Here is a 25,118-nt window from a genome sequence, read left to right on the forward strand (position 1 = left end):
AAGCGTCAGTCCCTTATCACACTTGCCAGTCGATCCCGAATGGCGCGCCGCGCGGAAGCATCCCGCGTGCCGCGCAGTGCCGCGGCCGCGGCCAGATCGGCATGCCGCGCCAGCACCGCGCGGCGCCCGGAATCCGGCTCCACCGCTGCCACCGCCGCCAGCACCTCCAGCATCCGGATCATCACCGCGGGCTGGCCCGAGGCAGCCTGGCGCAGCATGTGGAACATCGCATCGGCCAGGCCCGCGTAATCCGTCGCCGGCCGCACCAGCCGCACGGTGCCGTCGCGCGGGAATACCCCATCGGGCAGGTGCCGCCCCGCCAGCCCGGCCAGCGTCGCGCCCAGCCGGTCCAGCACGCCGATGGCGGTGAAGGGATCGTTGATGCCCGGTGACAGCGCGCGCAACGCGATTTCCACCAGCTGCCGCACGGCGTATTCCAGGTCCTGCTCCACGCTCCGGGCCTGGCCGAGCACCATCGCCTCCGCCAGCGCCGCCTGCGCCTCCTCCCGTATCCCCGGCGGGCTGACCCGCCCCACGACGCTGCCCGGCAGCACGAACCCGCCCGCCCGCACGTCGAGGTGCAGCACAGCCCCGCAGCCCGCGGCCCAATCCGCCAGGGACGCATCGTCCAGCACCCGCAGGTAGCCGCTGCCCGGCGCGCGCAGCGGCGCGGCATCGGGCGCGGGCCCGGGCGCCGCCCCGGGGCCCGCCCCATCCCCGCAGGCCTTGTCCAGGGCCTGGTCAAGCTCCGCCGCCACCAGCGCCACCACCCGGTCCACGCTGATGGAGGCCGCGACATGGTGCAGGAACCAGATCAGCACGCCGATGCAGCCGAACCCCATCAGCAGCCCGACGGAGACGGCGAGCTGCGGCACGAAGCCGCCGCCATCCCCCTCATGCACCGACCGCAGCGCCACCAGCGAAAAGGCGAAGGTCGCGACCAGCGCGCCCAGCGCATACTGGTTGCCCGCATCGCTGGTGAAGTTGCGCAGCAGCCGCGGCCCCATCTGGTTCGACGCCAGCGTCAGCGCCGCCACGGTGATGGAGAAGGTGGTCCCCGCCACCCCGATGGTCGCGCTCGCCAGCACCCCCAGCACGTCCCGCGCCCCCGCCGCGGCGCCGCCATAGACCAGGTCATCGAGCCCGGCGGGCAGGGTGACCGCGCCCTCCAGCCGCACCAGCGCCTGCGCCAGCAGGATGGCCGACGCGGTCATCACCGCGGGGCGAAGCCAGAAGGCGGCGCGGAGATCCGCCCACCCTTGCCGCAACCGCGCCGCCGTCACCCCGCCGCTCCCCCGCGCCACCCGGGGGCCGCAACGGCCCGGCACGGCGCCGGTTCACCGCGGCCAAAGCGGGAGGGCGCCGGCGGGCGAGGCGCGCTACCGGCAGGCCACCGCGACGTTGCCGGAAGGCTCCTGCCGCGCCGTGCAGGCCTCCACCCGCGCGGCGAGTTCGACATCCGTGGCCGCCCCGCTGCGGTACTTGCAGCGGATGGTGACGGTGCGCCCCTCGGCATAGATCGGGCCGAGGGTGAAGACGCTCGCCCCCGCCCGCCTGCCATCCGGCATCAGATAGGCCAGGTCGGCCGGCGGCCCATCGAAGACGTCGATGGCCTGCACCGGATCGCCCGCGCGGGCCGGGCAGGCGGAGGGGGCCTGCGCCACGGCCGGCGCGGCCAGCGACGCCGCCAGCGGCAGCGCGGCGGCCAGGCGCCTACAGCGGCTCCACGACATGGAAGCCATCCCCGCGGTTGGACACGCCGGTCCCGGTCCAGCGGATGAGGCGCGGGCCGATCGCCTTGGGGTTCGTCCCGGTGACCCACTGGTCATAGACATGGATGCCCTGGGTGTCCTTCTTCACGAAGATGGCGGCGTGCCCTTCGTAGCGGCCCTGCGCGTTGAAGGTCGCGATCACGGTTCCGTCCGCGATCTCCGTCGCCTCCTTCACCAGCGCGCCCTTCTTCCACTGCGCCGTGCTGACCGGCAGGGTGGAGCAGGCGCGCGTCACGAAGGACACGCATTGCCCGCAGAAATCCGGCCCGCTCCGCTTCGCCAGCGGCGGCACCGTGTCATAGGGCTTGAGGGGCGAGGTCCGCGTGCAGACCCACTTCCCCACCGGGGCGTTCAGGTTCTTCGTGTAGCCGGTGGCGATGAACGGCATGGGCGACCACTCCTGGGATGGATCCGCATGGGGAGGGGCAGGGACCTGACCCCGTGATGGCATCGTTTTTCCCCCGCTCTGTCCAGGCCCATTCCCCCGGCTTGACCCCATCGCCCGCCCGCCCGACCCTGCGCCGGCACGGGGGAAACCGCCAAGGGGAACCAATGACCACGCGCAGCACCCTGTCCTGCGAGATCGACCTCGACGCCCCCGGCAAGCGCCACGGCTTCCTCCGCCTGCCGCATTCCACCCATGCCAGCGCCTATGGCTTCATCCCCATCCCGATCGGCGTGATCGTGGGCGCCCCCGGCCCTACGGTGATGATCGTCGCCGGCAACCATGGCGATGAATACGAAGGCCAGATCGTCGCCGGCCGCCTGCTGCGGGAGGTCGCGCCGAGCCAGGTGACGGGCCGCCTCATCATCCTCCCCGCCGCCAACTTCCCCGCCGCCCACGCGGGGCTGCGCACCAGCCCCATCGATGGCGGCAACCTCAACCGCCTCTTCCCCGGCGACCCGCTCGGCACCATCACGCAGCAGATCGCCTTCCACATCACGGAGGACCTGCTGCCCCGCTGCGACGCCGTGCTGGACCTCCATTCCGGCGGATCCTCGCTGATCTACGCGCCCTCCGCCCTCATCCGCCGCGGCGACGACCCCGCGCGGTTCGCGCAAGCGCTGGCGCTATTGAAAGCCTTCGGCGCGCCGCTCTCCTACATCGTGCAGCCCGGCACCAATGGCGGCCGCACCCTCTCCGACACCGCCTATCGCGCCGGCGTGCTGCATCTCGGTACCGAACTCGGCGGCGGCGGCCATGCGGGGCCAGCGGCGATCCGCGTGGCCGAGCGCGGCGTCGCCGGCGCCCTCCGCCATCTCGGTGTCTGCGACCTCGACTGGGACGCCGGCCCGCCCCGCCCGCCGACCCGCATCCTCGACCTCGGCGGGCCCGACTACTACGTCTTCGCGCCCGACCCCGGCGTCTTCCAGCCCCTCGCCGAGCCCGGCGACACCGTCGCGCGGGGCCAAATCGCCGGCCTCATCCACCACACCGAGACGCCCTGGCGCGACCCCACGCCCGTCCATTTCGCCATCGACGGCGTCGTCCTGGTGAAGCGCTGGCCCGGCATGACGGCCCGCGGCGATTGCCTCTTCCACCTCGGCACGGAGACTGCCCTGTGACTGACGAGACCCCCGTCCTGGCCACCCGCGACGGGCCCGTGATGCGCATCACCCTCAACCGCCCGCATCGCCGCAACGCGATGAGCGAGGCGCTGGTCGCGCGCCTCGATGAACTGCTCGCCGAACTCCGCGCCGACACCGCCATCCGCGTCGTGGTCCTCACCGGCGCCGGCGGCCATTTCTGCGCGGGGCTCGATTTGACGGAGGTCGGCGCGCCGGAGGACCCCGCCACCAAGCTCGCCCGCCAGCAGGCCCGCAACCGCGCCACCGGCCAGCGCTTCGCCGCCATCTCCGAATTGCCGCAGGTCGTCATCGCCGCCATCCAGGGCTCCGCCTTCGCGGGCGGCCTCGGCCTGGTCACCGCCGCCGATATCGCCCTCGCCTCCGCGGATGCCCGCTTCTCCGCCCCCGAGGTCCGTCGCGGCCTGGTGCCCGCCCAGATCCTCCCCTGGCTGGTCCGCCGCATGGGCCGCAGCGAGGCGACGCGCATCTGCCTGCAGGGCCATGTGCTGGACGCCGCGGAGGCCGCGCGCACCGGCCTGGTCCACCAGGTCCTCCCCGACGCCGCCGCGCTGGAAGCGGAGCTTTCCCGCGTGATCGCCGACATCCTCGAAGGCGCCCCCGGCGCGCTCGCGGAAACCAAGGCCCTGCTCGCCGCCCTCGGCCCCGTGGCGACGGAGGCCTATGCCGAGGCCGGCGCCCAGGCCTTCGCCCGCCGCGCCGCCGATCCCGAGGCGAAGGAGGGGATCGCCAGCTTCAAGGAACGCCGCAAGCCCTCCTGGTCCCCCGCCGCCTGACCGGCGTTATACTGGCCCCCATCGAGGAGACACCGCCATGACCGCCTGCATCGTCGGCTGGGCCCATACCCAATTCGGCAAGCTGGAAGACCCCGACATCGAAAGCCTCTTCGGCCGCGTCGCCCGCGCGGCGATCGAGGATGCGGGCATCGAGGCCGATGACGTGGACGGCGCCTTCGTCGGCGTCTTCAATGGCGGCTTCACCAAGCAGGATTTCTTCGCCTCCCTCCTGCTCCAGACCATCCCCGAACTCCGCTTCAAGCCGACGACGCGCTACGAGAACGCCTGCGCCACCGGCACCGCCGCGATCCATGGCGCCATGGACTTCCTCGCCGCGAAGCGCGGCCGCTTCGCCCTGGTGGTGGGGGCGGAGAAGATGACGGCCACCCCCGGCGCCCAGGTGGGCGAGATCCTGCTCAGCGCCTCCCACCGCCGCACCGAAGGCGACATCCCCGCGGGCTTCGCCGGCGTCTTCGGCCGCATCGCGGAGGCCTATTTCCAGCGCCATGGCGACCAGTCCGACGCGCTGGCCGCCATCGCCGCCAAGAACCACCGGAACGGCGTCGCCAACCCCTATGCCCAGATGCGCAAGGACCTCGGCTTCGCCTTCTGCCGCGCTGAGTCGGAGAAGAACCCCTTCGTCGCGCCGCCGCTGAAGCGCACCGATTGCAGCCTGGTCAGCGACGGCGCCGCCGCCCTGATCCTGACCGACGAGGAAACTGCGCGGTCCATGCAGAAGGCCGTCCGCTTCCGCGCCGCCGTCCACGCCACCGACATGATGCCCATCGCATCCCGCGACATCATCCGCTTCGAGGGCGCCCGCGCCGCCTGGTCCCGCGCGCTGGCGGACGCGCAGCTCAGCCTCTCCGACCTCAACTTCGTCGAGACGCATGACTGCTTCACGGTCGCCGAGCTCATCGAATACGAGGCGATGGGCCTGGCGCCGGAAGGGCAGGGGGCGCGCGCGGCGCTGGAGGGCTGGACCGCCAAGGATGGCCGCCTGCCCGTGAACCCCTCCGGCGGCCTCAAGTCCAAGGGCCACCCCATTGGTGCCACCGGGGTCTCGATGCACGTCCTGGCGGCCATGCAGCTCACCGGCCAGGCCGGCGACATGCAGCTGCCCAAGGCGGATCGCGCCGGCGTCTTCAACATGGGCGGCGCGGCGGTGGCGAACTACTGCTCCATCCTGGAACGGGTCTAGCCACCCCTCCCGGGCCGCTCGCCCTGCCGCCTGGGCGATGGCTGCCAGGCTCTGGCACGGGGGTTGCTCTATCCCCCTCGTCATGTGGCGGCCCTGTCCGCCCTGGCAGCTTAGCCTTCCTCAACCTTGCCTTGGGCTGGTCCGAAAGGACCGGCCCATTTTTTTTGGCCCGCGCCCGGGCGGCCAACTGGCCCGCCTTTCCGGCCCGTTCCGCGCGAAATCGCTGGGCCAGTCGCCGAAAACCCCGCCCGAGGCACCCGCCGCGGCCCTGCCCGCCTTTTCGGCGCCCGCCCCGGGATTCCCAAAATGCGAACCACTATGCGAAGCACATGCGGGAATGCCCGCTCACGCGGCAGTGATCCGGGCCGGCCCGCCTCAGCCCGGCACCAGCACCGAAACCGCCGCCTGCGCCGCGATGCCCTCGCCGCGCCCCGCGAAGCCCAGCCGCTCCGTCGTCGTCGCCTTCACGGAAACCCGGTCCACCGGCACGCCCAGCAGCCCGGCCAGCCGCTCCCGCATCGCCGTCGCATGGGGGGTGATCTTCGGCCGTTCGCAGATCAGCGTGACATCGGCATTGGCCAGCACGCCGCCCCGCGCCGCGATCCGCCCGGCGGCATGCACCAGGAAGCGCGCGCTGTCGGCGTCCTTGTACTGGTTGTCGGAAGGCGGGAACCACCGCCCGATATCGCCCTCCGCCAGCGCGCCATAGATGGCGTCGCAGAGCGCGTGGATGCCGACATCGGCGTCCGAATGCCCGTCCAGCCCCAGCGGCCCCGGCACCACCACGCCGCACAGCACCATGGGCCGGCCTTCCACGATCCGGTGCACGTCGAAGCCCGTGCCGACGCGCGGGATCATCGTGGCGTTCATCATCGCCTCCATCCGGGCCAGGTCCTCCGGCCAGGTGATCTTCACATTCGACTCGTGCCCCGGCACCAGCGCCACCGCCAGCCCCGCGGCCTCCAGCAGTTGCGCGTCATCCGTCGCCTCCGCCGCCGCGTCCCGATGCGCCGCCAGCAGCGCGCCGAAGCGGAAGGCCTGGGGCGTCTGGGCGCGGAACAGCCCGGCGCGCGGCACCGTCTCCAGGATCCGCCCCGCCTCGCCGCGCTTCAGCGTGTCGCTCACCGGCTGGGCCGGGATGGCGCCGGGATGGGCCGCCAGCGCCGCCCGCAGCGCCGCCACGGTACCCGGGGGCACCACGGGCCGGGCCGCGTCATGCACCATGACGAGGCCCGGCGGATCGGCGGCCAGCGCCTCCAGCCCCGCCCGCACGCTGGCCTGGCGGGTCGCGCCGCCGGCCACGGGCGGCAGGCAGGGCAGGCCCTCCAGCGCCGCCGCCACCGTCGCCATCATGTCGGGGGCGCAGACCGGCAGCAGCGCATCGATGCCGCCCTCCCGCAGCAGGGCCTCCGCCGCATGGCGGATGACGGGCCTGCCCGCCAGGATCGAGTATTGCTTGGGAAGCGGCGCGCCGAAGCGGCTGCCGCTGCCCGCTGCCATCAGCAGCGCCACGCATCGCATGCGCAAGGTCTAGCCCAGCCCCGGGGCGCCGCCCAGCCGACCCCCCAACCCATCGCCATTGCTGGATTTTTCAGCAGGAACCCCCGCCAGGCCGCTCTGCGCATTGCCCAAGGGTCAATCTAACGATACCCTGCCCAAATCATGAGCATGCACACCGCTTCCCAGGGGGCCTGGACCGGCCCGATGCTGCGCCCGATCGACCTCGGCGGCGCCGTCATCGATGTGCCGGTCGTCCTCGCCCCCATGTCCGGCGTCACGGACCTGCCCTTCCGCCGCCTGGCCCGTGCCCAGGGCACCGGCCTGGTGGTCAGCGAGATGATCGCCTCCAACGCCATGGTGCGGGAGAACCGGACCACCCTGAAGATGGTGGAGGTCGATGGCTTCGGCGGCCCCTCCTCCGTCCAGCTCGCGGGCTGCGACCCCGCCGTGATGGCGGAAGCCGCGAAGCTCGTCGTCGGCCATGGCGCCGCGATCGTGGACATCAATTTCGGCTGCCCGGTGAAGAAGGTGGCGCTCGGCCAATCCGCCGGCTCCGCCCTGATGAAGGACGAGATCGGCGCCGCCCGCATCCTGGAAGCGGTGGTGAAGGCGGTCCCGGTGCCCGTCACGCTCAAGATGCGCATGGGCTGGGACCACAACTCCCTCAATGCCCCGAAGCTGGCCCGGATCGCGGAGGAATGCGGGATCCGCCTGGTCACGGTGCATGGCCGCACCCGGCAGATGTTCTACAACGGCACCGCGGACTGGGCCTTCGTCGCCACGGTGAAGGCCGCCGTCTCCATCCCCGTCATCGTCAATGGCGATATCCTGACGCCGGAACACGCGGCGGAGGCGCTGCGCCAGTCCAACGCCGATGGCGTGATGATCGGCCGCGGCTGCTACGGCCGGCCCTGGCTGCCGAAGCAGGTGGCGGACTACCTGGCCACCGGCGTGCTGCGGCCCGACCCCTCCCTGGCCGAGCAATATGCAACGCTTCTCGCGCATTACGCGGCGATGCTGGAGCATCATGGCAGGGATCCCGGCATGCGCCTCGCGCGCAAGCATGTCTCCTGGTATTCCAAGGGCCTGCCGGGTTCGGCTGAGTTCCGGGCGGAAGTGAACCGCACGGATACGGTGGAGGCCGTGCTCGCCCTGATGCAGCGCTTCTACGAACCGCTGATCGAACGCGGCGTGCAGCCCGCCCGGCCCACCGCCCCCGATGATGAGCGGCTGGCGGCGTGAGGACCTCCGCCCTGTCCCGCGCCGCGCGTGCCCTCCGCCTCTCCGGCAGCCTGCCCGGGGAGGCGCCCCTGCCGGAATCCACCGCCATCCTCGGCGCGCTTCCCATCGCCGCCGTGGTGCTGGATGCGGAGGACCGCTTCCTCTTCGCCAACCCCGCCGCTGAGCTTTTCTTTCAGCTCTCCGCCGCCTCGCTCCGCGCCCAGTCGCTGCGGGACCTGCTGCCGCAGGACAACCGGCTCTTCGGCGTGCTGGCGCAGGTCCGGGCGCATGACAGCCCCGTCTCCGACCATGACCTGGTGCTGGAAAGCCCGCGGCTGCGCCGCTTCGGCGTCGCCGCCCAGGCCGCGCCCTTCCCGGAGATCGCGGGGGGCATCGTCCTCACCTTCCAGGACGGCTCCACCGCGCAGATGCTTGACCGGCAACTGAATTTCCGGGGCGCGGCCCGCGGCGCCTCCGCCATGGCCGCCATGCTCGCTCATGAGGTCAAGAACCCGCTTTCCGGCATCCGCGGCGCCGCCCAGCTCCTCGAACAGGGGGCCAATGAGGGCGACCGCGAACTCTGCCTGCTGATCCAGGACGAGGTGGACCGCATCCGCAACCTGGTGGAGCGGATGGACATGTTCTCCGACCGCCCGGTGGAGCAGGCGCCGGTCAATATCCATGAGGTGCTGGACCATGTGCGGCGCATCGCGCTGTCCGGCTTCGCGGCCCATCTGAAGGTCCACCAGGAATACGACCCCAGCCTGCCGCCGGTCTGGGGCAACCGGGATCTGCTGGTGCAGATCCTGCTGAACCTGGTGAAGAACGCCGCCGAAGCCGTTGATCCGAAAGACGGTGAGATCCTGCTGGCCACCGCCTACCACCATGGCGTCCGCATCGCCGTGCCGGGCAGCCTGGAACGCGTCCACCTGCCGCTGCAGGTCATCGTGCGGGACAATGGCCCGGGCATCCCGGAGGCCATCCGCGCCACGCTGTTCGAGCCCTTCGTCACCACCAAGCGGGGCGGGCAGGGTCTTGGCCTCGCGCTGGTGGCCAAGCTCGTGGCGGACCAGGGATCGCTGATCGAATGCGACAGCCGCCCGGGCCGCACCTCCTTCCGCCTGTCCCTGCCCGCGCCGCCCCCGGCGTCACGCCAGGGGGCGAGCAAGTCCTGATGCCTCCGCCGAGCCTGATGGGGCCGAGCCTGATGGGAGCCTTCCATGACTGACGCCGCGACCGTATCGGCCACGACCCGGACCATCCTGGTCGCGGATGACGACCGGGCGATCCGCACCGTGCTGTCCCAGGCCCTTGGCCGGTCCGGCTACCATGTCCGCGCCACCTCCTCCGCCGCCACGCTCTGGCGCTGGGTGGAGGATGGGGAGGGCGACCTGGTCATCACCGACGTCATCATGCCGGATGAGAACGGGCTGGACCTGGTGCCCCGCATCCGCCGCATCCGCCCGGACCTGCGCGTGGTGGTGATGTCGGCGCAATCCACCTTCTCCACCGCGCTGAAGGCCACCCAGCGCGGCGCCTTCGACTACCTGCCCAAGCCCTTCGACCTGAAGGAATTGCTGGCCGTCGTCGGCCGGGCGCTCTCCGCGCCCACCACGGCGGAGACGACGGAATCCGACGAACCCGAGGAACGCCTGCCACTCGTCGGCCGCAGCGCCGCGATGCAGGAGATCTACCGCACCGTCGCGCGGCTCACGACCACCGACCTCACGGTGATGATCACGGGCGAGTCGGGCACCGGCAAGGAACTGGTGGCCCGCGCGCTGCACGACTACGGCCGCCGCCGCGGCGGCCCCTTCGTCGCCATCAACATGGCGGCCATCCCCCGAGAGCTGATCGAATCCGAGCTGTTCGGCCATGAACGCGGCGCCTTCACCGGCGCGCTGAACCGCGGCGTCGGGCGCTTCGAGCAGGCCGCCGGCGGCACGCTCTTCCTCGACGAGATCGGCGACATGCCGCCGGAGGCCCAGACCCGCCTGCTGCGCGTGCTGCAGGAAGGCGAGTTCACCACCGTCGGCGGCCGCCAGCCCATCAAGGCCAATGTCCGCATCGTCGCCGCCACCCACCGGGACCTGCGCCAGGCCATCCGCGGCGGCATGTTCCGCGAGGACCTCTTCTACCGCCTCAACGTCGTCCCCATCCGCCTGCCGCCGCTGCGCGAGCGGCTGGAGGACATCCCCCTGCTGGCCCGCCACTTCCTGGAGCGCGCCCGCGCGGCCGGCCTGCCGCAGAAGCAGCTGGACCAGGGGGCGATGGACCGGCTCAAGCAGCATTCCTGGCCGGGCAACGCCCGCGAACTCGAGAACCTGATGCGCCGCATGGCGGCGCTCTACCCGCAGGAGACGATCGGCGCGGATGCCGTGGGCTCCGAACTCGCGGAGGCCGCCGCCCCCGCCGAGGAAGGCCCCCGCGCGCCGGAGACGCTGGAACAGGCGGTGGAACGGCATCTCGCCGGCTTCATGTCCGCGCACAAGGACGGCATGCCGATCCGGGACCTCTATGACCGCGTGCTGGCGGAGGTGGAGCGGCCGCTGCTGAAGCTGGCGCTCAGCGCCACGCGCGGCAACCAGATCAAGGCCGCGGCCATGCTGGGGCTGAACCGCAACACGCTGCGGAAGAAGCTGCGGGAGCTGGATCTGCCGGTGGTGCGCGGCCTGCCCTGAGGGCCGCGAAACCGCTGGCGCGCGCCGCGCAGTTCCTGTTATGTTCCGGCGGTCGCGGGCGAAGCCTTGCCCCGCCGGGCACCCCGCGGAATCGCACTAAAAGCGCTTAAACGGCTAAATGTCCTAAATGCCGGGTCCGACTTCCAGATGAACGGGCCTGCCCTCCCGGCATGGCCCGAATCAGCACAGTTGCTAAAATGCCACAGCGCGGGCTAACCCCGGCGCAGGGAACGGGCAGGCAGGATGGCAACGCGCTGGCGCCGCATCGGTGACTTCTTCTTCGGCCGGGCGATGACGCTCGGCCTGGCCATCACGGCCGTGCTGCTGGGGCTGGCCACCTTCATCCTGCTGGCCGGCGGATCCCCCTTCGGCCCGACGCGCCCGGGCCAGATCGTCTTCGTCGTGCTGGCCAATGCCGGCGTGCTGCTGATGCTGGCGGCCTCGCTGGCCACCCGGCTGGTGCGCGTCTGGGCCGAACGCCGGCGCGGCAGCGCGGGGGCCAGGCTGCATGTGCGGCTCGTGATGCTGTTCGGCGGCGTCGCCGTGGTGCCCGCGCTGATCGTCGCCGCCTTCGCCGCCATCTTCTTCAACCTCGGCATCCAGGCCTGGTTCAGCGACCGCGTGCGATCGACGCTGGAAGCCTCCCTCGTCGCCTCCCGCGCCTGGCTCGACCAGCACCGGGACGAGATCCGGGTGGATGCGCTGGCCATGGCGGCGGACCTCAACCGCGCCGCGGCGGTCTTCCTGCCGGACAACCCGCCCGCCTTCGAACGCCTGCTGGCGACCCAGGCCAGCATCCGCGGCCTGACGGAGGCGGTGATCTTCGAACCGACGCTCGGCCGCGTCATCGCCGCCGCCGGCTTCAGCCCCGGCAGCGTCATCGAACCCCCGCCCGCCTGGGCGATGGAGACGGTGCGCCAGGGGGAGGTCGCGGTGGTGCCCGCCGAGAACGATGCGCGGGTCCGGGCGCTGGCCAGCCTCGATGTCCAGCCCGGGCTGCTGCTGCTGATCGGCAGGCCGCTGGATGCCGGCGTGCTGGAACACATGCGGCGCACGGAACTCGCCTTCCAGGATTATGACCAGCTGGACCGCAACCGCGGCAGCCTGCAGATCACCTTCGCGCTGATCTTCGCCTGCGCCGCGCTGCTGGTGCTGCTGGCCGCGGTGCTGGTGGGCCTCGTTTTCGCCAACCAGATGGCGCGGCCGATCTCCCGCCTCATCAACGCCGCCGAACGGGTCCGCGCCGGCGATCTGGCGACGCGGGTGGAGGAGGGGACGGCGGATGACGAACTCGCCAGCCTCAGCCGCGCCTTCAACCGCATGACCAGCCAGCTTTCCGCCCAGCGCGGGGAGTTGATGGAAGCCTACCGCCAGATCGACGAACGCCGCCGCTTCACGGAAACCGTGCTCTCCGGCGTCTCGGCCGGGGTGGTCGGGCTGGATGCGGAGGGGCGGATCAACCTGCCCAACCGAAGCGCCAGCGAATTGCTGGGCGTCGATCTCGATGCCGGGATCGGCCTGCCCATGGCCCGCGTGGCGCCGGAATTCGCGGAGCTGGTGCAGGAAGCCCGCGCCAACCCGGAACGCCCGCGCACGGCCGAACTGCCCATCGGCCCGCCCGCGCGCCGCCGCAGCCTGATCGCCCGCATCGGCGCGGAGACCCAGGCCGGGCGCGTCACCGGCTATGTGCTGACCTTCGACGACATCACGGAACTGCAATCCGCCCAGCGCAAGGCCGCCTGGGCCGATGTGGCGCGGCGCATCGCGCATGAGATCAAGAACCCGCTGACGCCGATCCAGCTCTCGGCCGAACGGCTGAAGCGCAAGTATCTCAAGGAGATCGCGAGCGATCCCGAGACCTTCCGCAGCCTGACGGACACCATCGTCCGCCAGGTCGGCGACATCGGCCGGATGGTGGACGAGTTCTCCGCCTTCGCCCGCATGCCCCAGCCCGTGATCCGGCCGGAGGATCTGGGCCAGGTGGTGCGGGAAGCGCTGGTGCTGCAGAAGGCCGCGCACCCCGAGATCGACTACACCACCGCCATCCCGGACGGCCTGCCCCGCCTGCCCATGGACCGCCGCCTGATCGGCCAGGCGCTGACCAACCTGCTGCAGAACGCCGCCGATGCCGTCGCCTCCGCCCCGAGGGCGGAGGGGGAGCGCGGCGCCATCGCGATAAGGCTCGACTCGTTCGAGGATGGTATCGGCGTCGTCGTCGACGACAACGGGATCGGCCTGCCCGATGGCGAGGAGCGCGCGCGGTTGACCGAGCCCTATGTCACGCACAAGGCGAAAGGAACGGGGCTTGGCCTTGCCATCGTGAAGAAGATCATGGAGGACCATGGCGGCCGCCTGGCCCTGGAGGACCGGCCGGATGGCGAGGGCGCGCGGGCCCTGCTGATCCTGCCCCTGGCGGGCAAGGAAGCGGCCGGCCCGGCAATGGCACAAGGGGAAAGGCCCGCGATGGGCTCGGTGATGGGTACGGCGATGGGGCGGGCAGATCATGGCGCATGAGATCCTGATCGTCGACGACGAGCCGGACATCCGCGCCCTCATCGAGGGCATCCTCTCCGACGAGGGCTACGAGACCCGCCAGGCCGCCAATTCGGACCAGGCCATCGCCGCCTTCCGCGCGCGGCGGCCCTCCCTCGTCATCCTCGACATCTGGCTGCAGAACTCGCGCCTCGACGGCCTCGGCATCCTGGCCGCCCTGCATGGGGAGGAACCGCGCGTCCCCTGCGTGATGATCAGCGGCCACGGCACGATCGAGACCGCGGTCCAGGCCATCCAGAACGGCGCCTACGATTTCATCGAGAAGCCCTTCAAGTCCGACCGCCTGCTGCTCGTCGTCTCCCGCGCCCTGGAAGCGGCGCGGCTGCAGCGGGAGAACAGCGAGCTTCGCCTGCGCGCGGGCGGCGAGACGGAACTCGTCGGCATCTCCGCGCCGCTCACGCAGCTGCGCGGCGCGCTGGAACGCGTGGCGCCCACCGGATCCCGCGTGCTGATCACGGGACCCGCCGGCGCCGGCAAGGAAGTGGCGGCGCGCATGCTGCACGCCCGGTCCCGCCGCAGCGACGGCCCCTTCGTCGCGCTGAACTGCGCCACCCTCGCGCCCGCGCGGTTCGAGGAGGAGCTGTTCGGCGTGGAGGCCGGCGCCGATCCCTCCGCCCAGCCGCGCCGCGCCGGCGTGCTGGAACGCGCCCATGGCGGCACGCTGCTGCTGGACGAGGTGGCGGACATGCCGCTGGAAACCCAGGGCAAGATCGTCCGCGCCCTGCAGGAACAGGGTTTTGTTCGTATGGGCGGCGCCCAGCGGGTGACGGTGGATGTGCGGGTCATCGCCACGACCAACCGCGACCTGCAGGCGGAGATCGCGGCCGGGCGGTTCCGGGAGGACCTCTACTACCGTCTTGCCGTCGTGCCGCTGAAGATCCCGCCGCTGCGGGAGCGGCGGGAGGATATCCCGGCACTCGCCCGCCACTTCATGGCGCGCTCCGGGGAGACCTCCGGCATGGCGCCGCGCGAACTGAGCGAGGACGCGCTGGCCGCGATGCAGGCCTATGAATGGCCGGGCAATGTGCGGGAGCTGCGCAACCTCATCGACTGGCTGCTGATCATGGCGCCGGGGGAGGCGAGGGACCCCATCCGCCCGGACATGCTGCCCCCCCAGGTCGGCGCCGCCGCGCCGGCGGTGCTCAAGCTGGACCGGTCCAGCGAGATCATGACCCTGCCTCTGCGCGAGGCGCGGGAGCTGTTCGAGCGCCAGTACCTGGAAGCCCAGCTGCTGCGCTTCGGCGGCAACATCAGCCGCACCGCCTCCTTCGTCGGGATGGAGCGCAGCGCGCTGCACCGGAAGCTGAAGTTCCTCGGCGTGCATGCCGAGGATCGCGCACCCCCCGCGGCGCAAGCCGCGGGGGGCTGACGCGGTCCCGCGTCAGGCGATGATCGTGAGGTCCGCGGCCGTCAGGCCCGGATCGCTCTGGAAGCGGGCGACGACCTGGCGGGAAGCGGCGCCGGTCCCGTCCGCGTCCCAGTAGAGCGCCAGCGCGCGGGCATCCCACAGGAACTGGCCGAAGCCCTGCGTTGCCGCGCCGCCGGCCACGAACCGATGGCCGGCCGCGGGATCCATCCCTGCCGCCAGCCCGCCACCGAAACCGTCGGCCATGAGCATGATGCGATCCTCGCCAGCGGCGAAATCCATGATGACGTCGCCACCTTCCGCGGCTGCGCGATAGAGGAAGACATCGGCCCCCGCGCCACCCGACAGCCGGTCACGTCCCTCCAGGCCCAGGAGCAGGTCGTCACCATCGCCGCCGAGGAGGATGTCCCCGCCATCGCCGCCGGTCAGTCGGTCATCCTGCCCCGATCCCGTCAGCCGCACGGCGGTGGCGACGCTCTGGTTGAGGACGGTCCAGCCCACGCTGCCTGTCGTGGCCGAGAGGTCGACGTGGAAGCCATTGGCGTAGATCGCGGCGCCGCCCTCGTTGCTGCTGGCCGCGGTGGCGGTCCAGCTGGCGCCGATGATGGCGAACATCTCCGCCCCCAGGGCCACCTGCACCACATCCGGCCCGCCGCGGCCGAGGTCGGTGACGGTGTCGCGGCCGCTATCGATGACGAAGCGGTCCGCGCCAAGGCCGCCTGTCAGCGTGTCTTCGCCATGGCCGCCACGCAGCGTGTCGGCGCGGAGGGAGCCGGTGAGCCAGACGGCCTCGTCATGGCCCTCATTGCTGATCGACCAGCCCACGCCGCCGCGCGCCGCGGCCAGGTTGACCGCATGGCCCTGCGCGTCGATCGAGGCCGTTCCGGCATTTCTGGTGGCCGCGGTCGCCGTCCAGTCGTTCACGACAGAGGCTCGCATCGACGCACCGGCGGAAACGCGGACCGCATCCGCCCCGCCAGCGCCGAGATCGAAGACGACATCATCGCCACGCGTCACCAGGAAGGCGTCCTCGCCCTCGCCGCCGATCAGCGTGTCGGCGCCCGCACCGCCGCCCAGCGTATCGGCACCGCCCCTGCCGGACAGGATGTTGTCCCCGGCATTGCCTGCCATGGCGTTGGCGGCCGCGTTGCCGATGCCGGACAGGTCGGCGGTGCCGGACAGCGACAGCTTCTCCACATGCTCGTCCAGCGTCCAGTCGATGGCGGAGACGACGTGGTCCAGCCCCTCGCCGGCGGCTTCCACCACCACGTCGCCGGCATCGCGCAGGTAGTACGTGTCGTTGCCTGTGCCGCCGGCCATCCAGTCATGGCCCAGGCCGCCGTTCAGCACGTCATGGCCAGGACCGCCCATGATCGTGTCGTCCCCGGCGCTGCCCGCCAAGGTATCCGAGCCTTCCCCGCCCAGGATGAGGTCCGGCCGGCCGGTGCCCCCCAGCGCATCGGCGCCGCCCGTGCCGTTCCGGGCGATGGTGGCGGAGGATACCTGCTCCGCCTTGCCGGAGCCGTCCGTGTAGGCCGCCACCACGCGCACCACCGCGCCGGCGGCAGGCGTCAGGGTGGCCCCGACCGCGCCCGCGATATCCGCCCAGACGCCGCCGGCCTGCGACTGCCAGCGGTAGCTGATCGCGCCCATGCCCTCGCTGTCCGTCAGCGAGGAGACGGCGCGCAGGTCGCCATCATCCATCACGATGTCGAGGCTGCCTCCCGCGGCCTCGTTGGACGGCCGCACCACCACCTCCGTGGTCGCGGGGGCCGCCAGCGCATGGCCAGCGCCGTCCACGACATCGATGGAAAGCGTGCGGTTGAGCGCCGGCGTATCGCTGGCATTGCCAAAGGCCAGGCGGCGGATGAGTGCCTGCACGGCGTCCGGCGTCACGGCGCCGCCGAAGGTCACGGTGAGGTCCGTGCCCTCGCCACCTGTCACGATGGCGATGTCAACGCCGCCATAGCTCACCACCTTGCCGGCGAGGCCGATCTGGCCGGGTCCGTTACCCTGGGTCAGGACCGTCGCCCGGTCCTCCGCCAGCAGGCCAGAGACGAGGAGATGGCCGCCCGCGAGCGCATCCCCAGCCGTGAAAACGGCACCGGTGGCAAAGAGCCGCGGCGCGGCGTTCACGGTGTTCTCGGCGAAGGTGATGGCGGGAGCGAGTTGTGCGAGCGCGGCGGCCTCGATGGCATCGGTCACCGTGACGGCCATCGACCGGGCGGCGATCACCGAGCCATCCGGTCGCGTCAGCTGCAGGTAGAAATTGTAGATGTTGTCGATGCCGTCATCGCGCGGCGCCTCGAAATCAGGGGCGGTACGGAAGCCGACCGCGCCCGTCGCGGCATCGACGGCGAAGAGGGCGGCGTCGAGCCCGCTGAGTGACCAAGTGTAGGTCAGTGTCGTGTCCGGGTAGGTCGCGCTGCCCGTCACCACGGTGCCGACTGTGTTCTCCGCCACGGAGCGAGCGGCGGCCGTGGTGATGATGGGCGCCTGCTCACCAGGGCCGAGGAAGATGAGGGGCGGCGGGCTGAAGCCGCCGGAGGTCGGCGCCCGGCCGCCGGCATCCAGGACGCTGATGATCGCGGTCCTGTCGAAGTCCAGTCTTGTGCCCAGAGCGTTCGAGAAGGTGACGACGAACGTCTCCGTCTTCTCGATGAGCGTATCGCTGCGCAGGGACAGGCGGATTGTCGCGTTGGCGGCGCCCGCGGCGAAGGTGATGGAGCCGGAGGGCAGCACGGCCGCCGCGGTGACGAAATCCTCGGCGGAGACCGGGTTCAGCCCGGTGCCGGCTACCGCCCAATCAACGGATGCGGCCGGCAGGGGCAATGTCACGTCGCTGCTGAAGCGCTTCACCAGGATTTCGATATCGACGGCCCGGGTGCTGGATTCGGCGACGGCGTTCCCGCTGGCGGCGTAGCCCTGGAGGCTGTTGTAGATCGGGATCACGCCGACCACGACGGCCCGCCCTGCCGAGACCTCGCCATCCGATGCCTGGACCACGATGTCGTAGCGATTGTCCCTGCCAGCATCCCGAGGCGCCATGAGGTCGGGCATCGCCCGGAAGGTGACGACACCCGACAGCGGATTCATGGTGAACAGGGCGGCATCGGTGCCGCTCAGGCTCCAGGCCAGCGCCTTGCCCTCGGGGTCGTGGCCGGCGGCCTGGTAGGCAAAGGTGGTTGTCCTGGATGGCACCCCGACACTGGCGGCCGATGTGATCACCGGCAGGTCGTTCTCCGCAGCCACCGTCAGCAACACCCGCGTGGCATCGGCCGTGGCATTGGCGCGGGTGATGAACCTGCCGTTCTCGGCGCCGACAATGAGGTCAAGGCGTCCGTCGCCGGTCAGGTCCGCAAAGGCGGGACCGCTGTTGTCGCCCACCTGGATGGCGGCGAAGGGGCTGGTGGCGAACGGGACGAACCCGGCTGCCGTGTTCCGCCAGGCCGTCAACCCGCCCGCCCCGTTGCCGGACACCATGTCCACGCGCCCGTCGCCATCCAGGTCAGCGAAGGCGGGTGCCGCGTATTCCCCTGTCGCCAGGCCGGCGAACGGGTTCGTCGCGAAGGGCACGAAGCCTGCCGTCGTGTTGCGCCAGGCGTGGAGCCCGGTGAAATGCTCGCCCACCACGAGGTCCGCCCTGCCGTCGCCGTCGAGGTCGACGAAGGCGGGCGTGCTGTCCCGTCCGACATCGATGGCGGCGAAGGGGTTGGCGCTGCCAGTGACCTGGACATAGCGCGTGCCAACCCTCGCATAGGCCAGCAGCCCGCCTTGCGACTCGCCAGAGACCAGGTCGAGCACCCCATCCCCGCTGAAGTCGATGAATGCGGGCGCCGAAACCGCGCCGACATCCAGGCCGAAGAACGGATTTGGCGAGCCGACCAGTTCGACGAAATCGCTCCCGGAGCGCGCGAAGGCTCGGAACATGCCGGTGAAGGTGCCGGAGACGAGGTCGAGCAACCCATCGCCGTTGAAATCGACGAAGACAGGCTTGCTCCAGTTCCCGACATCGAAGTTGGCGAGGGTGTACGGGATCGCCGTGTTGAAGCTCGGCGACGCGAGGGCATGGCCGGCCGAATCGACCACGCTGATCGTCAGCGTCCGCTGCCTGCCTGGCGTGTCGCTGGGCGTGGCGTAGGTCAGCGCCTCGATCAGCGCATCCACCGCGGCCTCGGAGGCGTTCGCACTCAGCGCGACGGTGAAGGTGTTGCCCTGGCCACCGCTGGCCGTTCCGATGCCGGTGCCCGCATAGGTGACAGTCGTACCGTCGAAGCCGATGGAATTGTCGCCCGAACCGCGGATCGAGATCCGATCCTCCGGGCGAAGTCCGGAGACGGAAATCCGCCCCCCGCCGAAGCTGCTGCCCTCGGCCACGAAATCGACGGCGCCAGTGAGGAGTTGCGGCGCTGCGTTCGCCAGCTTCTCACTGAGATAGGAAAACGGCTGCAGGTTGAGCAATTTCACGGGCGGCATCCTCTCCGCCCGGCAAAATCGCCAGCCAGTCGAAGGCAGGGTACTGGCAACGGTGGCATTCTGTAACCAGAACAAAACGCCTCATGGCCAGATCGGGCGATTTTGGTTTCCGCCGCTCGGTTGACGCCACCCGCCGGCGCCACCCTTCCGCCGAGTGGCTCGGCAGGGGTATTCTCCCCCGACCGACCGCCACCCCGAAGGCCACCGCCCGCCATGTCCAAGATCGCCTATGTCAACGGCCGCTACCTCCCGCAGTCGGAGGCCTCGGTGAACATCGAGGATCGCGGCTACCAGTTCGGGGATGGCATCTACGAGGTCGTGCACCTGCACGAGGGCCGCTACATCGACGAGGATCTGCACCTGGCGCGCCTCGAACGGTCCTTGCGGGAGATCGCGCTGCCCATGCCGATGTCGCGCGCCGCGCTGTCCATGGTGCTGCGGGAAGTGGCGCAGCGGAACCGGGTGACGGAGGGGCTGCTCTACATGCAGGTCACGCGCGGCGTGTCCCGCCGAGACCATGCCTTCCCCTCGAAGCCGGTGCCGCCGGCGCTGGTCGTCACCATCCGCCGCATCCCGCCCTATCCGACCGACATCGATCGCTGGCAGGCCAGCGCCATCACCTTGCCGGACCTGCGCTGGGCGCGGCGGGACATCAAGTCCGTGAACCTGCTGCCGAACTGCCTGGCCCGCCAGGCCGCCCGCGAACAGGGCGCGATCGAGGCGATCCTGTTCGACGAGGCGACGGGCATGGTGACCGAAGGCGCCGCCACCACCTTCTGGATCGTGGACGAGCACGGCGCCATCCGCACCCGGCACCTCGACCACGTCATCCTGCCCGGCTGCACCCGCGCCGCGCTGATGAAGGAGCTGGACCAGCTCGGCCTGCCCTATGACCAGCGTGAGTTTTCCGTGGACGACGTGAAGCGGGCGAGGGAGGCCTTCATCACCTCCGCGACCTCCTTCGTGAAGCCGATCACGAAGATCGATGGCGCGCCGGTCGGCGACGGCAAGGTGGGCCCGGTGGTGCGCCGCCTCTTCGATATCTTCGCGCGCCATGTGAAGGGCGATGTGAAGAACGCCGCGTGATGCGGCCGCGCGCGATTCTCTGGGACTGGGACAACACGCTGGTCGATGGCTGGGCGGCCATCGAACATGGGCTGAATGTCACCTTCCGCGCCTTCGGCATGCCGGAATGGGACCGGGAGACGGTGCTGGCCCGCGTCCGCGGTTCGCTGCGGGACACCTTCCCCGGCATGTTCGGGGCGGAGTGGGAAAGGGCGCGCGACATCTTCTACGGCGCCGTGCGGGCCTGCCACCTGGAGGTTCTGACCCCCATGCCCGGGGCGGAAGCGGCACTCCGCGCCGCGGCGGCGCTCGGCCCGCAGGGCGTCGTCTCCAACAAGCAGGGGCCACTGTTGCGGGCGGAGGCCGCGCATCTCGGCTGGGCGCCGCTCTTCGCCAGCCTGGTCGGTGCCGGGGATGCGGCGGCCGACAAGCCCGCCGCGGCGCCTCTGCTGATGGCGCTGCGGGCTTGCGGCGTCGAGCCCGGCCCCCATGTCTGGTACATCGGTGACACGGTGCTCGACATGCAGGCGGCGCGGGCGGCAGGATGCCGGGCGGTGCTGCTGGGGCGGGCCGGACATGACGGTGGCGTCATGGCTGCCTCGCCCGACGAACAATTCGATGACGGCCATGCGCTGGCCGATGCACTCTCGCGGCTTGCCATCGGGCCTGCCGCTGGGGGAAAGTAGGGGTCCTCCCCAGGCTCTGCCGGTGGCCTCGTGCTGCCCAGGCCAACAACAAGAAGGACCGACCCTCCGTGGCCGCCGAGAAGTCCCAGAACGTGCAGGACGTGTTCCTGAACCACGTTCGCAAATCGAAGACCCCTGTGACGATCTTCCTGGTCAACGGCGTCAAGCTGCAGGGGATCATCACCTGGTTTGACAACTTCTCCGTCCTGCTGCGCCGGGACGGACACACGCAGCTGGTCTACAAGCACGCCATCTCCACCGTGATGCCGGGCGCGCCGATCATGCTGTTCGATGCGACGGCGGCTGGCGCCGGCGCCGCGGCCCCGGAGGGCGCGCCGGCCGCGCCCGCCCGTGAAGGCCGCCTGACCCTGGGACGAGAGGTGAATCCTGTCGGATCGCGCGACTAGGCCCGCTGGCCCGGCCCCGGGGACGCAGCAACGCGGCCCCGGCGGCATCGATACGCATGGTGGCCCGACCCGGGCCGCCGTCATCCTTCCTTTCGAACGGTTCGGGCGTGGCGATTCCAGCCGCGCCGCCGATGCCAAGCTGGCGGAGGCCGTGGGCCTCGCCGCCTCCATCGGCCTGACCATCGTGCATTCCGCGGTGCTGCCGTTGCGCGCCGCCAGGCCTTCCACTCTGCTGGGGGAGGGCCAGGTCGCGACGGTGAAGGAAGCCTGCGAACGCCATGGCGTTACCGTCGTCATCGTCGATGCCGCGCTGTCGCCCGTGCAGCAGCGCAACCTGGAACGCGCCTGGGAAACCAAGGTCATCGACCGCACGGGCCTGATCCTGGAGATCTTCGGGGAGCGTGCCGCCACCAAGGAAGGCGCGCTGCAGGTGGAACTCGCGCACCTCTCCTACCAGCGCACGCGCCTGGTGCGGTCCTGGACCCACCTCGAGCGGCAGCGCGGCGGCTTCGGCTTCCTCGGCGGTCCCGGCGAAAGCCAGATCGAGATCGACCGCCGCCTGATCGACGAACGCATCGTGCGCCTGAAGAAGGAGCTGGAGCAGGTCCGCCGCACGCGCGGCCTGCATCGCAGCGCGCGGTCGCGCGTGCCCTACCCGGTGGTCGCGCTGGTCGGCTACACCAATGCCGGCAAGTCGACGCTGTTCAACGCGCTGACCGGCGCCGGCGTCTATGCGCAGGACCAGCTCTTCGCGACGCTCGACCCCACCATGCGCGCGATCCGGCTGCCCTCGGGCCGCACCGTGATCCTCTCCGACACGGTCGGCTTCATCTCCGACCTGCCGACGCAGCTGGTGGAAGCCTTCCGCGCGACGCTGGAGGAGGTGGCGGCGGCCGACGTCATCCTGCATGTCCGCGACGCCGCCCATCCCGAGACCGCCGCGCAGCGCGCCGATGTGCTGGGCGTGCTGACGGAGATGGCGGAGGGCGACCACCCCACCATGGACGAGGCCTGGCCATCGCGCGTCGTGGAGGTGCTGAACAAGGCGGACCTGATGGGCGGGGTGGATGCGGTGCCGGGGATTCCCGGCGCCATCGCCGTCTCCGCGCTGACCGGCGACGGGCTGGAAGCGCTGCGCGCGGCGCTGGACGAACGCATGGCGGCGGGGATGGAGGTGGTGGACTACGCGATCTCCCCCGCCGATGGCGCGAGCCTCGCCTGGCTGCATGAGCATGGGGAGGTGCTGGAGCGCCAGGACGGGGAGGAGGCGATCCGCCTCCGCGTCCGCCTCTCCCCCGCCGATCGCGCGCGCTTCGACCAGCGGGGGGGCTGAGGCCATGCGGTTCGACGCGAAGACGGCCAGCGCCGTCGCGGCGCTGCTGCGCGACGCCTCCCGCGCCGAGATCATGCCGCGCTTCCGGAAGCTGGCGCCCGATGCGGTCCGCACCAAGTCCGGGCCGCTCGACCTGGTGACGGAGGCCGATGAGGCGGCGGAACGGGTGATCGAGGCCGGTCTCTCCCGCCTCTTCCCCGGCTGCGTCGTGGTGGGGGAGGAAGGGACGGCGGCCGATGCCAGCCTGCTCGGCAGGCTGCGCGACGCCGAGCTCGCCTTCGTCGTCGATCCCGTCGATGGCACCGCCAATTTCGCGGCCGGCGTCCCCCTTTTCGGCTGCATGGCGGCCGCCTTCGTGAAGGGGGAGGTGGTGGCGGGCTGGATCCATGATCCGCTGGGCGACGACACCTGCCTCGCGGTGCGGGGCGAGGGGGCCTGGGTGGAGGATGGCGCCGGCGCGCGGCTCGGCGCGCTGTCCGTCGCGGCGCCGGTGCCGGTGGGGCGGATGGTCGCCGCCGTTTCCTGGGGCTTCATGCCGCCGGCGCTGAAGGCGCAGGTCGTCTCCCGCCTGCCGCGGCTGGCCGGCACGCTGAACTTCCGCTGCGCGGCGCATGAATACCGGCTGGCGGCGGGCGGCCACGCGCATCTGCTGGTCTACAACAAGCTGATGCCCTGGGACCACGCGCCGGGCTGGCTGATCCACCGGGAAGCGGGCGGATACGCCGCGCATTTCGACGGCAGCGCCTATGAGGCCAGCCACCACGTGACGGGCGGGCTGATCTGCGCGCCGGACGAGGCCTCCTGGCACGAAGCCCGCGCGGCGCTGCTCGGCGAGGACTGACTTGGCCGAGGATGACGAGGAGGAGGAGGACGGCCCGCCCGGTCTTCCTCCCGGTACCCCCTTCTACATGACCCCCGCCGGCGCCGCGGCGCTGCGGGAGGAGCTGCGGAAGCTGTGGGAGGAGGAGCGGCCCAAGGTGGTGGAGGTGGTCTCCTGGGCCGCGGGCCTCGGCGATCGCAGCGAGAATGCGGACTACCAGTACGGCAAGCGGCGCCTGCGGCAGATCGATGGGCGCGTGCGCTTCCTGCGGAAGCGGCTGGAACGCGTGCAGGTGGTGGACCCCGCGGCGCAGGCGCGGCGGGACCAGGTCTTCTTCGGCGCCACCGTCACCTATGCCCGCGCCTCCGACGATGCGGAGGTGACGATCACCATCGTCGGGGTGGATGAGGCCGACAGCGCGCGGGGCCGCATCTCCTGGGTCGCGCCGGTGGCGCGCGCGCTGCTGGGGGCGAAGGTGGGGGATACCCGCAAGCTCCGCACGCCCGCCGGCACGGAGGAGATCGAGGTGGTGGATATCGCTTATCCGCCGGCGTGATTCGCGCCCGCGGCCCCGCATCGCCATGCTCTGCTGCGACGCGCAGGAGAGACCGCCATGTCCGTGACCACCGATCCGACCGATCCGCTGCCCCCGGGGCTGGAGACGGTGCTGCTGCCCCGCACGCATGACATCGGCGGCTTCGAGGTCCGGCGCGCGCTGCCGGCGAAGGAACGCCAGATGGTCGGCCCCTTCATCTTCTTCGACCAGATGGGCCCCGGCGAGTTCCTGACCGGCACGGGCGTCGATGTCCGCCCGCACCCGCATATCGGGCTGTCCACCGTCACCTACCTGTTCGAGGGCGAGATCCAGCACCGGGACAGCCTGGGGACGGAGATGTCGATCGCGCCGGGCGACGTGAACTGGATGACCGCGGGGCAGGGGATCGTGCATTCCGAACGCACCGCGGCCGCCCGCCGCGCCGCGCCGCACAAGCTGGCCGGGATCCAGTCCTGGGTCGCGCTGCCGAAGGCGCATGAGGAAACCCGGCCGGATTTCCGCCACCATGGCGTGGGCAGCCTGCCGGTGGCGGAGGATGCGGGCGCGACGCTGCGGCTGATCGCCGGCACGGGCTGGGGCATGGCGGCGCCGGTGCAGGTGCTGTCCGAGCTGTTCTACGCCGACGCCGTGCTGGCCCCGGGCGCGGTGGTGCCGATGCCGGACCATCACGAGGAGCGGGCGGCCTATGTCATGACCGGATCGGTGGATGTGGCCGGCCAGGTCTTCGAGGCGGGCCGCATGCTGGTGTTCCGCCCCGGCGACCGCATGGCGCTGAAGGCGGGGCCGCAGGGCGCCAGGCTGCTGCTGCTGGGCGGCGCGACCATGGACGGGCCGCGCTTCCTCTACTGGAACTTCGTCTCCTCCTCCCGCGACCGGATCGAGCAGGCGAAGCAGGACTGGGCGCGGGACCGCTTCAACGCCCCGGTGCCGGGCGAGTCGGAATGGATCCCGCTGCCGGAGAAGCGCGTGGTCCGCGCTGGAGAGGGCGCCCCGACCAGCTAGGCTCAGGACTCATTGGCCGAGCCAGAAGATGACGATGGCGGCGAGTGTGACGGCGCCGAAGAAGATGGTGGGGCATCGGTCGTAGCGGGTGGCGATGCGGCGCCAGTCCTTGAGGC

General features: G+C 71.3%; 20 protein-coding genes and 1 pseudogene. 15 read left to right on the top strand and 6 right to left on the bottom strand.

Annotated elements, in window-relative coordinates:
• Window positions 1-5 precede the first annotated feature (5 nt).
• The 3 genes from JJI54_RS26140 to JJI54_RS26150 are packed head-to-tail and all read right to left on the bottom strand — an operon-like array spanning window position 6 to window position 2,160.
• A complete protein-coding gene (locus JJI54_RS26140) occupies window positions 6-1,328 on the bottom strand; it encodes a DUF2254 domain-containing protein (RefSeq protein ID WP_318987587.1) in 1,323 nt (440 codons plus the stop codon).
• A gap of 51 nt (window positions 1,329-1,379) precedes the next feature.
• Entirely contained in the window at window positions 1,380-1,733 is a 354-nt protein-coding gene (locus JJI54_RS26145) for an STY0301 family protein (protein WP_203076349.1), read from the bottom strand.
• Complete coding sequence (locus tag JJI54_RS26150) at window positions 1,714-2,160, bottom strand: BPSL0067 family protein (RefSeq protein ID WP_203076350.1); 447 nt, start codon at window positions 2,158-2,160, stop codon at window positions 1,714-1,716. Before JJI54_RS26150 ends, JJI54_RS26145 begins: the two co-directional genes overlap by 20 nt.
• A 164-nt stretch (window positions 2,161-2,324) precedes the next feature.
• Here JJI54_RS26150 and JJI54_RS26155 point away from each other — a divergent pair, with 164 nt between their 5' ends.
• The 3 genes from JJI54_RS26155 to JJI54_RS26165 are packed head-to-tail and all read left to right on the top strand — an operon-like array spanning window position 2,325 to window position 5,336.
• Entirely contained in the window at window positions 2,325-3,338 is a 1,014-nt protein-coding gene (locus tag JJI54_RS26155; protein WP_203076351.1) for a succinylglutamate desuccinylase/aspartoacylase family protein, read from the top strand.
• Entirely contained in the window at window positions 3,335-4,135 is an 801-nt protein-coding gene (locus JJI54_RS26160; RefSeq protein ID WP_203076352.1) for an enoyl-CoA hydratase/isomerase family protein, read from the top strand. The genes JJI54_RS26155 and JJI54_RS26160 overlap by 4 nt, the downstream gene beginning before the upstream one ends.
• 37 nt (window positions 4,136-4,172) lie before the next feature.
• Entirely contained in the window at window positions 4,173-5,336 is a 1,164-nt protein-coding gene (locus JJI54_RS26165) for an acetyl-CoA acetyltransferase (protein ID WP_203076353.1), read from the top strand.
• A gap of 375 nt (window positions 5,337-5,711) precedes the next feature.
• On the opposite strand, the gene JJI54_RS26170 is transcribed toward JJI54_RS26165, so the two are convergent.
• Complete coding sequence (locus tag JJI54_RS26170; RefSeq protein WP_203076380.1) at window positions 5,712-6,857, bottom strand: bifunctional 2-C-methyl-D-erythritol 4-phosphate cytidylyltransferase/2-C-methyl-D-erythritol 2,4-cyclodiphosphate synthase; 1,146 nt, start codon at window positions 6,855-6,857, stop codon at window positions 5,712-5,714.
• A 147-nt stretch (window positions 6,858-7,004) separates the two neighbouring features.
• Between JJI54_RS26170 and dusB the strand changes: the two genes are divergently transcribed.
• The 5 genes from dusB to ntrX all read left to right on the top strand — a co-directional run bounded on the left by dusB (window position 7,005) and on the right by ntrX (window position 14,660).
• A complete protein-coding gene (gene dusB, locus JJI54_RS26175; RefSeq protein WP_203076381.1) occupies window positions 7,005-8,078 on the top strand; it encodes a tRNA dihydrouridine synthase DusB in 1,074 nt (357 codons plus the stop codon).
• 50 nt (window positions 8,079-8,128) lie between these two features.
• Window positions 8,129-9,232 (top strand): two-component system sensor histidine kinase NtrB, encoded by a 1,104-nt coding sequence (locus tag JJI54_RS26180; protein WP_226382135.1) that lies wholly within the window; start codon window positions 8,129-8,131, stop codon window positions 9,230-9,232.
• A gap of 45 nt (window positions 9,233-9,277) precedes the next feature.
• A complete protein-coding gene (ntrC, locus tag JJI54_RS26185) occupies window positions 9,278-10,738 on the top strand; it encodes a nitrogen regulation protein NR(I) (RefSeq protein ID WP_203076354.1) in 1,461 nt (486 codons plus the stop codon).
• 243 nt (window positions 10,739-10,981) lie between these two features.
• Window positions 10,982-13,252: a sensor histidine kinase NtrY-like gene (locus tag JJI54_RS26190; protein ID WP_203076355.1), complete on the top strand. Its 2,271-nt coding sequence runs from the start codon at window positions 10,982-10,984 to the stop codon at window positions 13,250-13,252.
• Window positions 13,242-14,660: a nitrogen assimilation response regulator NtrX gene (ntrX, locus tag JJI54_RS26195; protein WP_203076356.1), complete on the top strand. Its 1,419-nt coding sequence runs from the start codon at window positions 13,242-13,244 to the stop codon at window positions 14,658-14,660. Before JJI54_RS26190 ends, ntrX begins: the two co-directional genes overlap by 11 nt.
• 12 nt (window positions 14,661-14,672) lie before the next feature.
• Here ntrX and JJI54_RS26200 read toward each other — a convergent pair whose 3' ends face one another.
• Window positions 14,673-19,124, bottom strand: coding sequence for an FG-GAP-like repeat-containing protein (locus JJI54_RS26200; RefSeq protein WP_203076357.1), 4,452 nt, complete (start codon window positions 19,122-19,124; stop codon window positions 14,673-14,675).
• 222 nt (window positions 19,125-19,346) lie between these two features.
• Here JJI54_RS26200 and JJI54_RS26205 point away from each other — a divergent pair, with 222 nt between their 5' ends.
• The 7 genes from JJI54_RS26205 to JJI54_RS26235 all read left to right on the top strand — a co-directional run bounded on the left by JJI54_RS26205 (window position 19,347) and on the right by JJI54_RS26235 (window position 25,002).
• Window positions 19,347-20,219 (top strand): D-amino-acid transaminase, encoded by an 873-nt coding sequence (locus tag JJI54_RS26205; RefSeq protein WP_203076358.1) that lies wholly within the window; start codon window positions 19,347-19,349, stop codon window positions 20,217-20,219.
• Window positions 20,219-20,884, top strand: coding sequence for an HAD family hydrolase (locus JJI54_RS26210; RefSeq protein ID WP_203076359.1), 666 nt, complete (start codon window positions 20,219-20,221; stop codon window positions 20,882-20,884). Before JJI54_RS26205 ends, JJI54_RS26210 begins: the two co-directional genes overlap by 1 nt.
• Window positions 20,885-20,952: 68 nt before the next feature.
• On the top strand, window positions 20,953-21,291 hold the full coding sequence (gene hfq / locus JJI54_RS26215) for an RNA chaperone Hfq (RefSeq protein ID WP_203076360.1): 339 nt from the start codon (window positions 20,953-20,955) through the stop codon (window positions 21,289-21,291).
• A 46-nt stretch (window positions 21,292-21,337) separates the two neighbouring features.
• Window positions 21,338-22,624 carry a GTPase HflX gene (gene hflX, locus JJI54_RS26220; RefSeq protein WP_203076383.1) on the top strand — a complete coding sequence of 429 codons (1,287 nt, stop codon included), beginning with the start codon at window positions 21,338-21,340 and terminating at the stop codon, window positions 22,622-22,624.
• Window positions 22,625-22,628: 4 nt separating this feature from the next.
• Window positions 22,629-23,465, top strand: a complete 837-nt coding sequence (locus tag JJI54_RS26225; protein ID WP_203076361.1) for an inositol monophosphatase family protein — start codon at window positions 22,629-22,631, stop codon at window positions 23,463-23,465.
• Window positions 23,466-23,532: 67 nt separating this feature from the next.
• Window positions 23,533-24,000: a transcription elongation factor GreB gene (gene greB, locus JJI54_RS26230; protein WP_456305617.1), complete on the top strand. Its 468-nt coding sequence runs from the start codon at window positions 23,533-23,535 to the stop codon at window positions 23,998-24,000.
• 57 nt (window positions 24,001-24,057) lie between these two features.
• Window positions 24,058-25,002 carry a pirin family protein gene (locus JJI54_RS26235; protein WP_203076363.1) on the top strand — a complete coding sequence of 315 codons (945 nt, stop codon included), beginning with the start codon at window positions 24,058-24,060 and terminating at the stop codon, window positions 25,000-25,002.
• 9 nt (window positions 25,003-25,011) lie between these two features.
• Here the strand turns inward: JJI54_RS26235 and JJI54_RS26240 are convergent.
• Window positions 25,012-25,118, bottom strand: a pseudogene (locus JJI54_RS26240) (IS5/IS1182 family transposase); the annotation flags it as partial.

The organism is Falsiroseomonas ponticola, assembly GCF_016805305.1.
Taxonomy (GTDB): Bacteria; Pseudomonadota; Alphaproteobacteria; order Acetobacterales; family Acetobacteraceae; genus Falsiroseomonas; species Falsiroseomonas ponticola.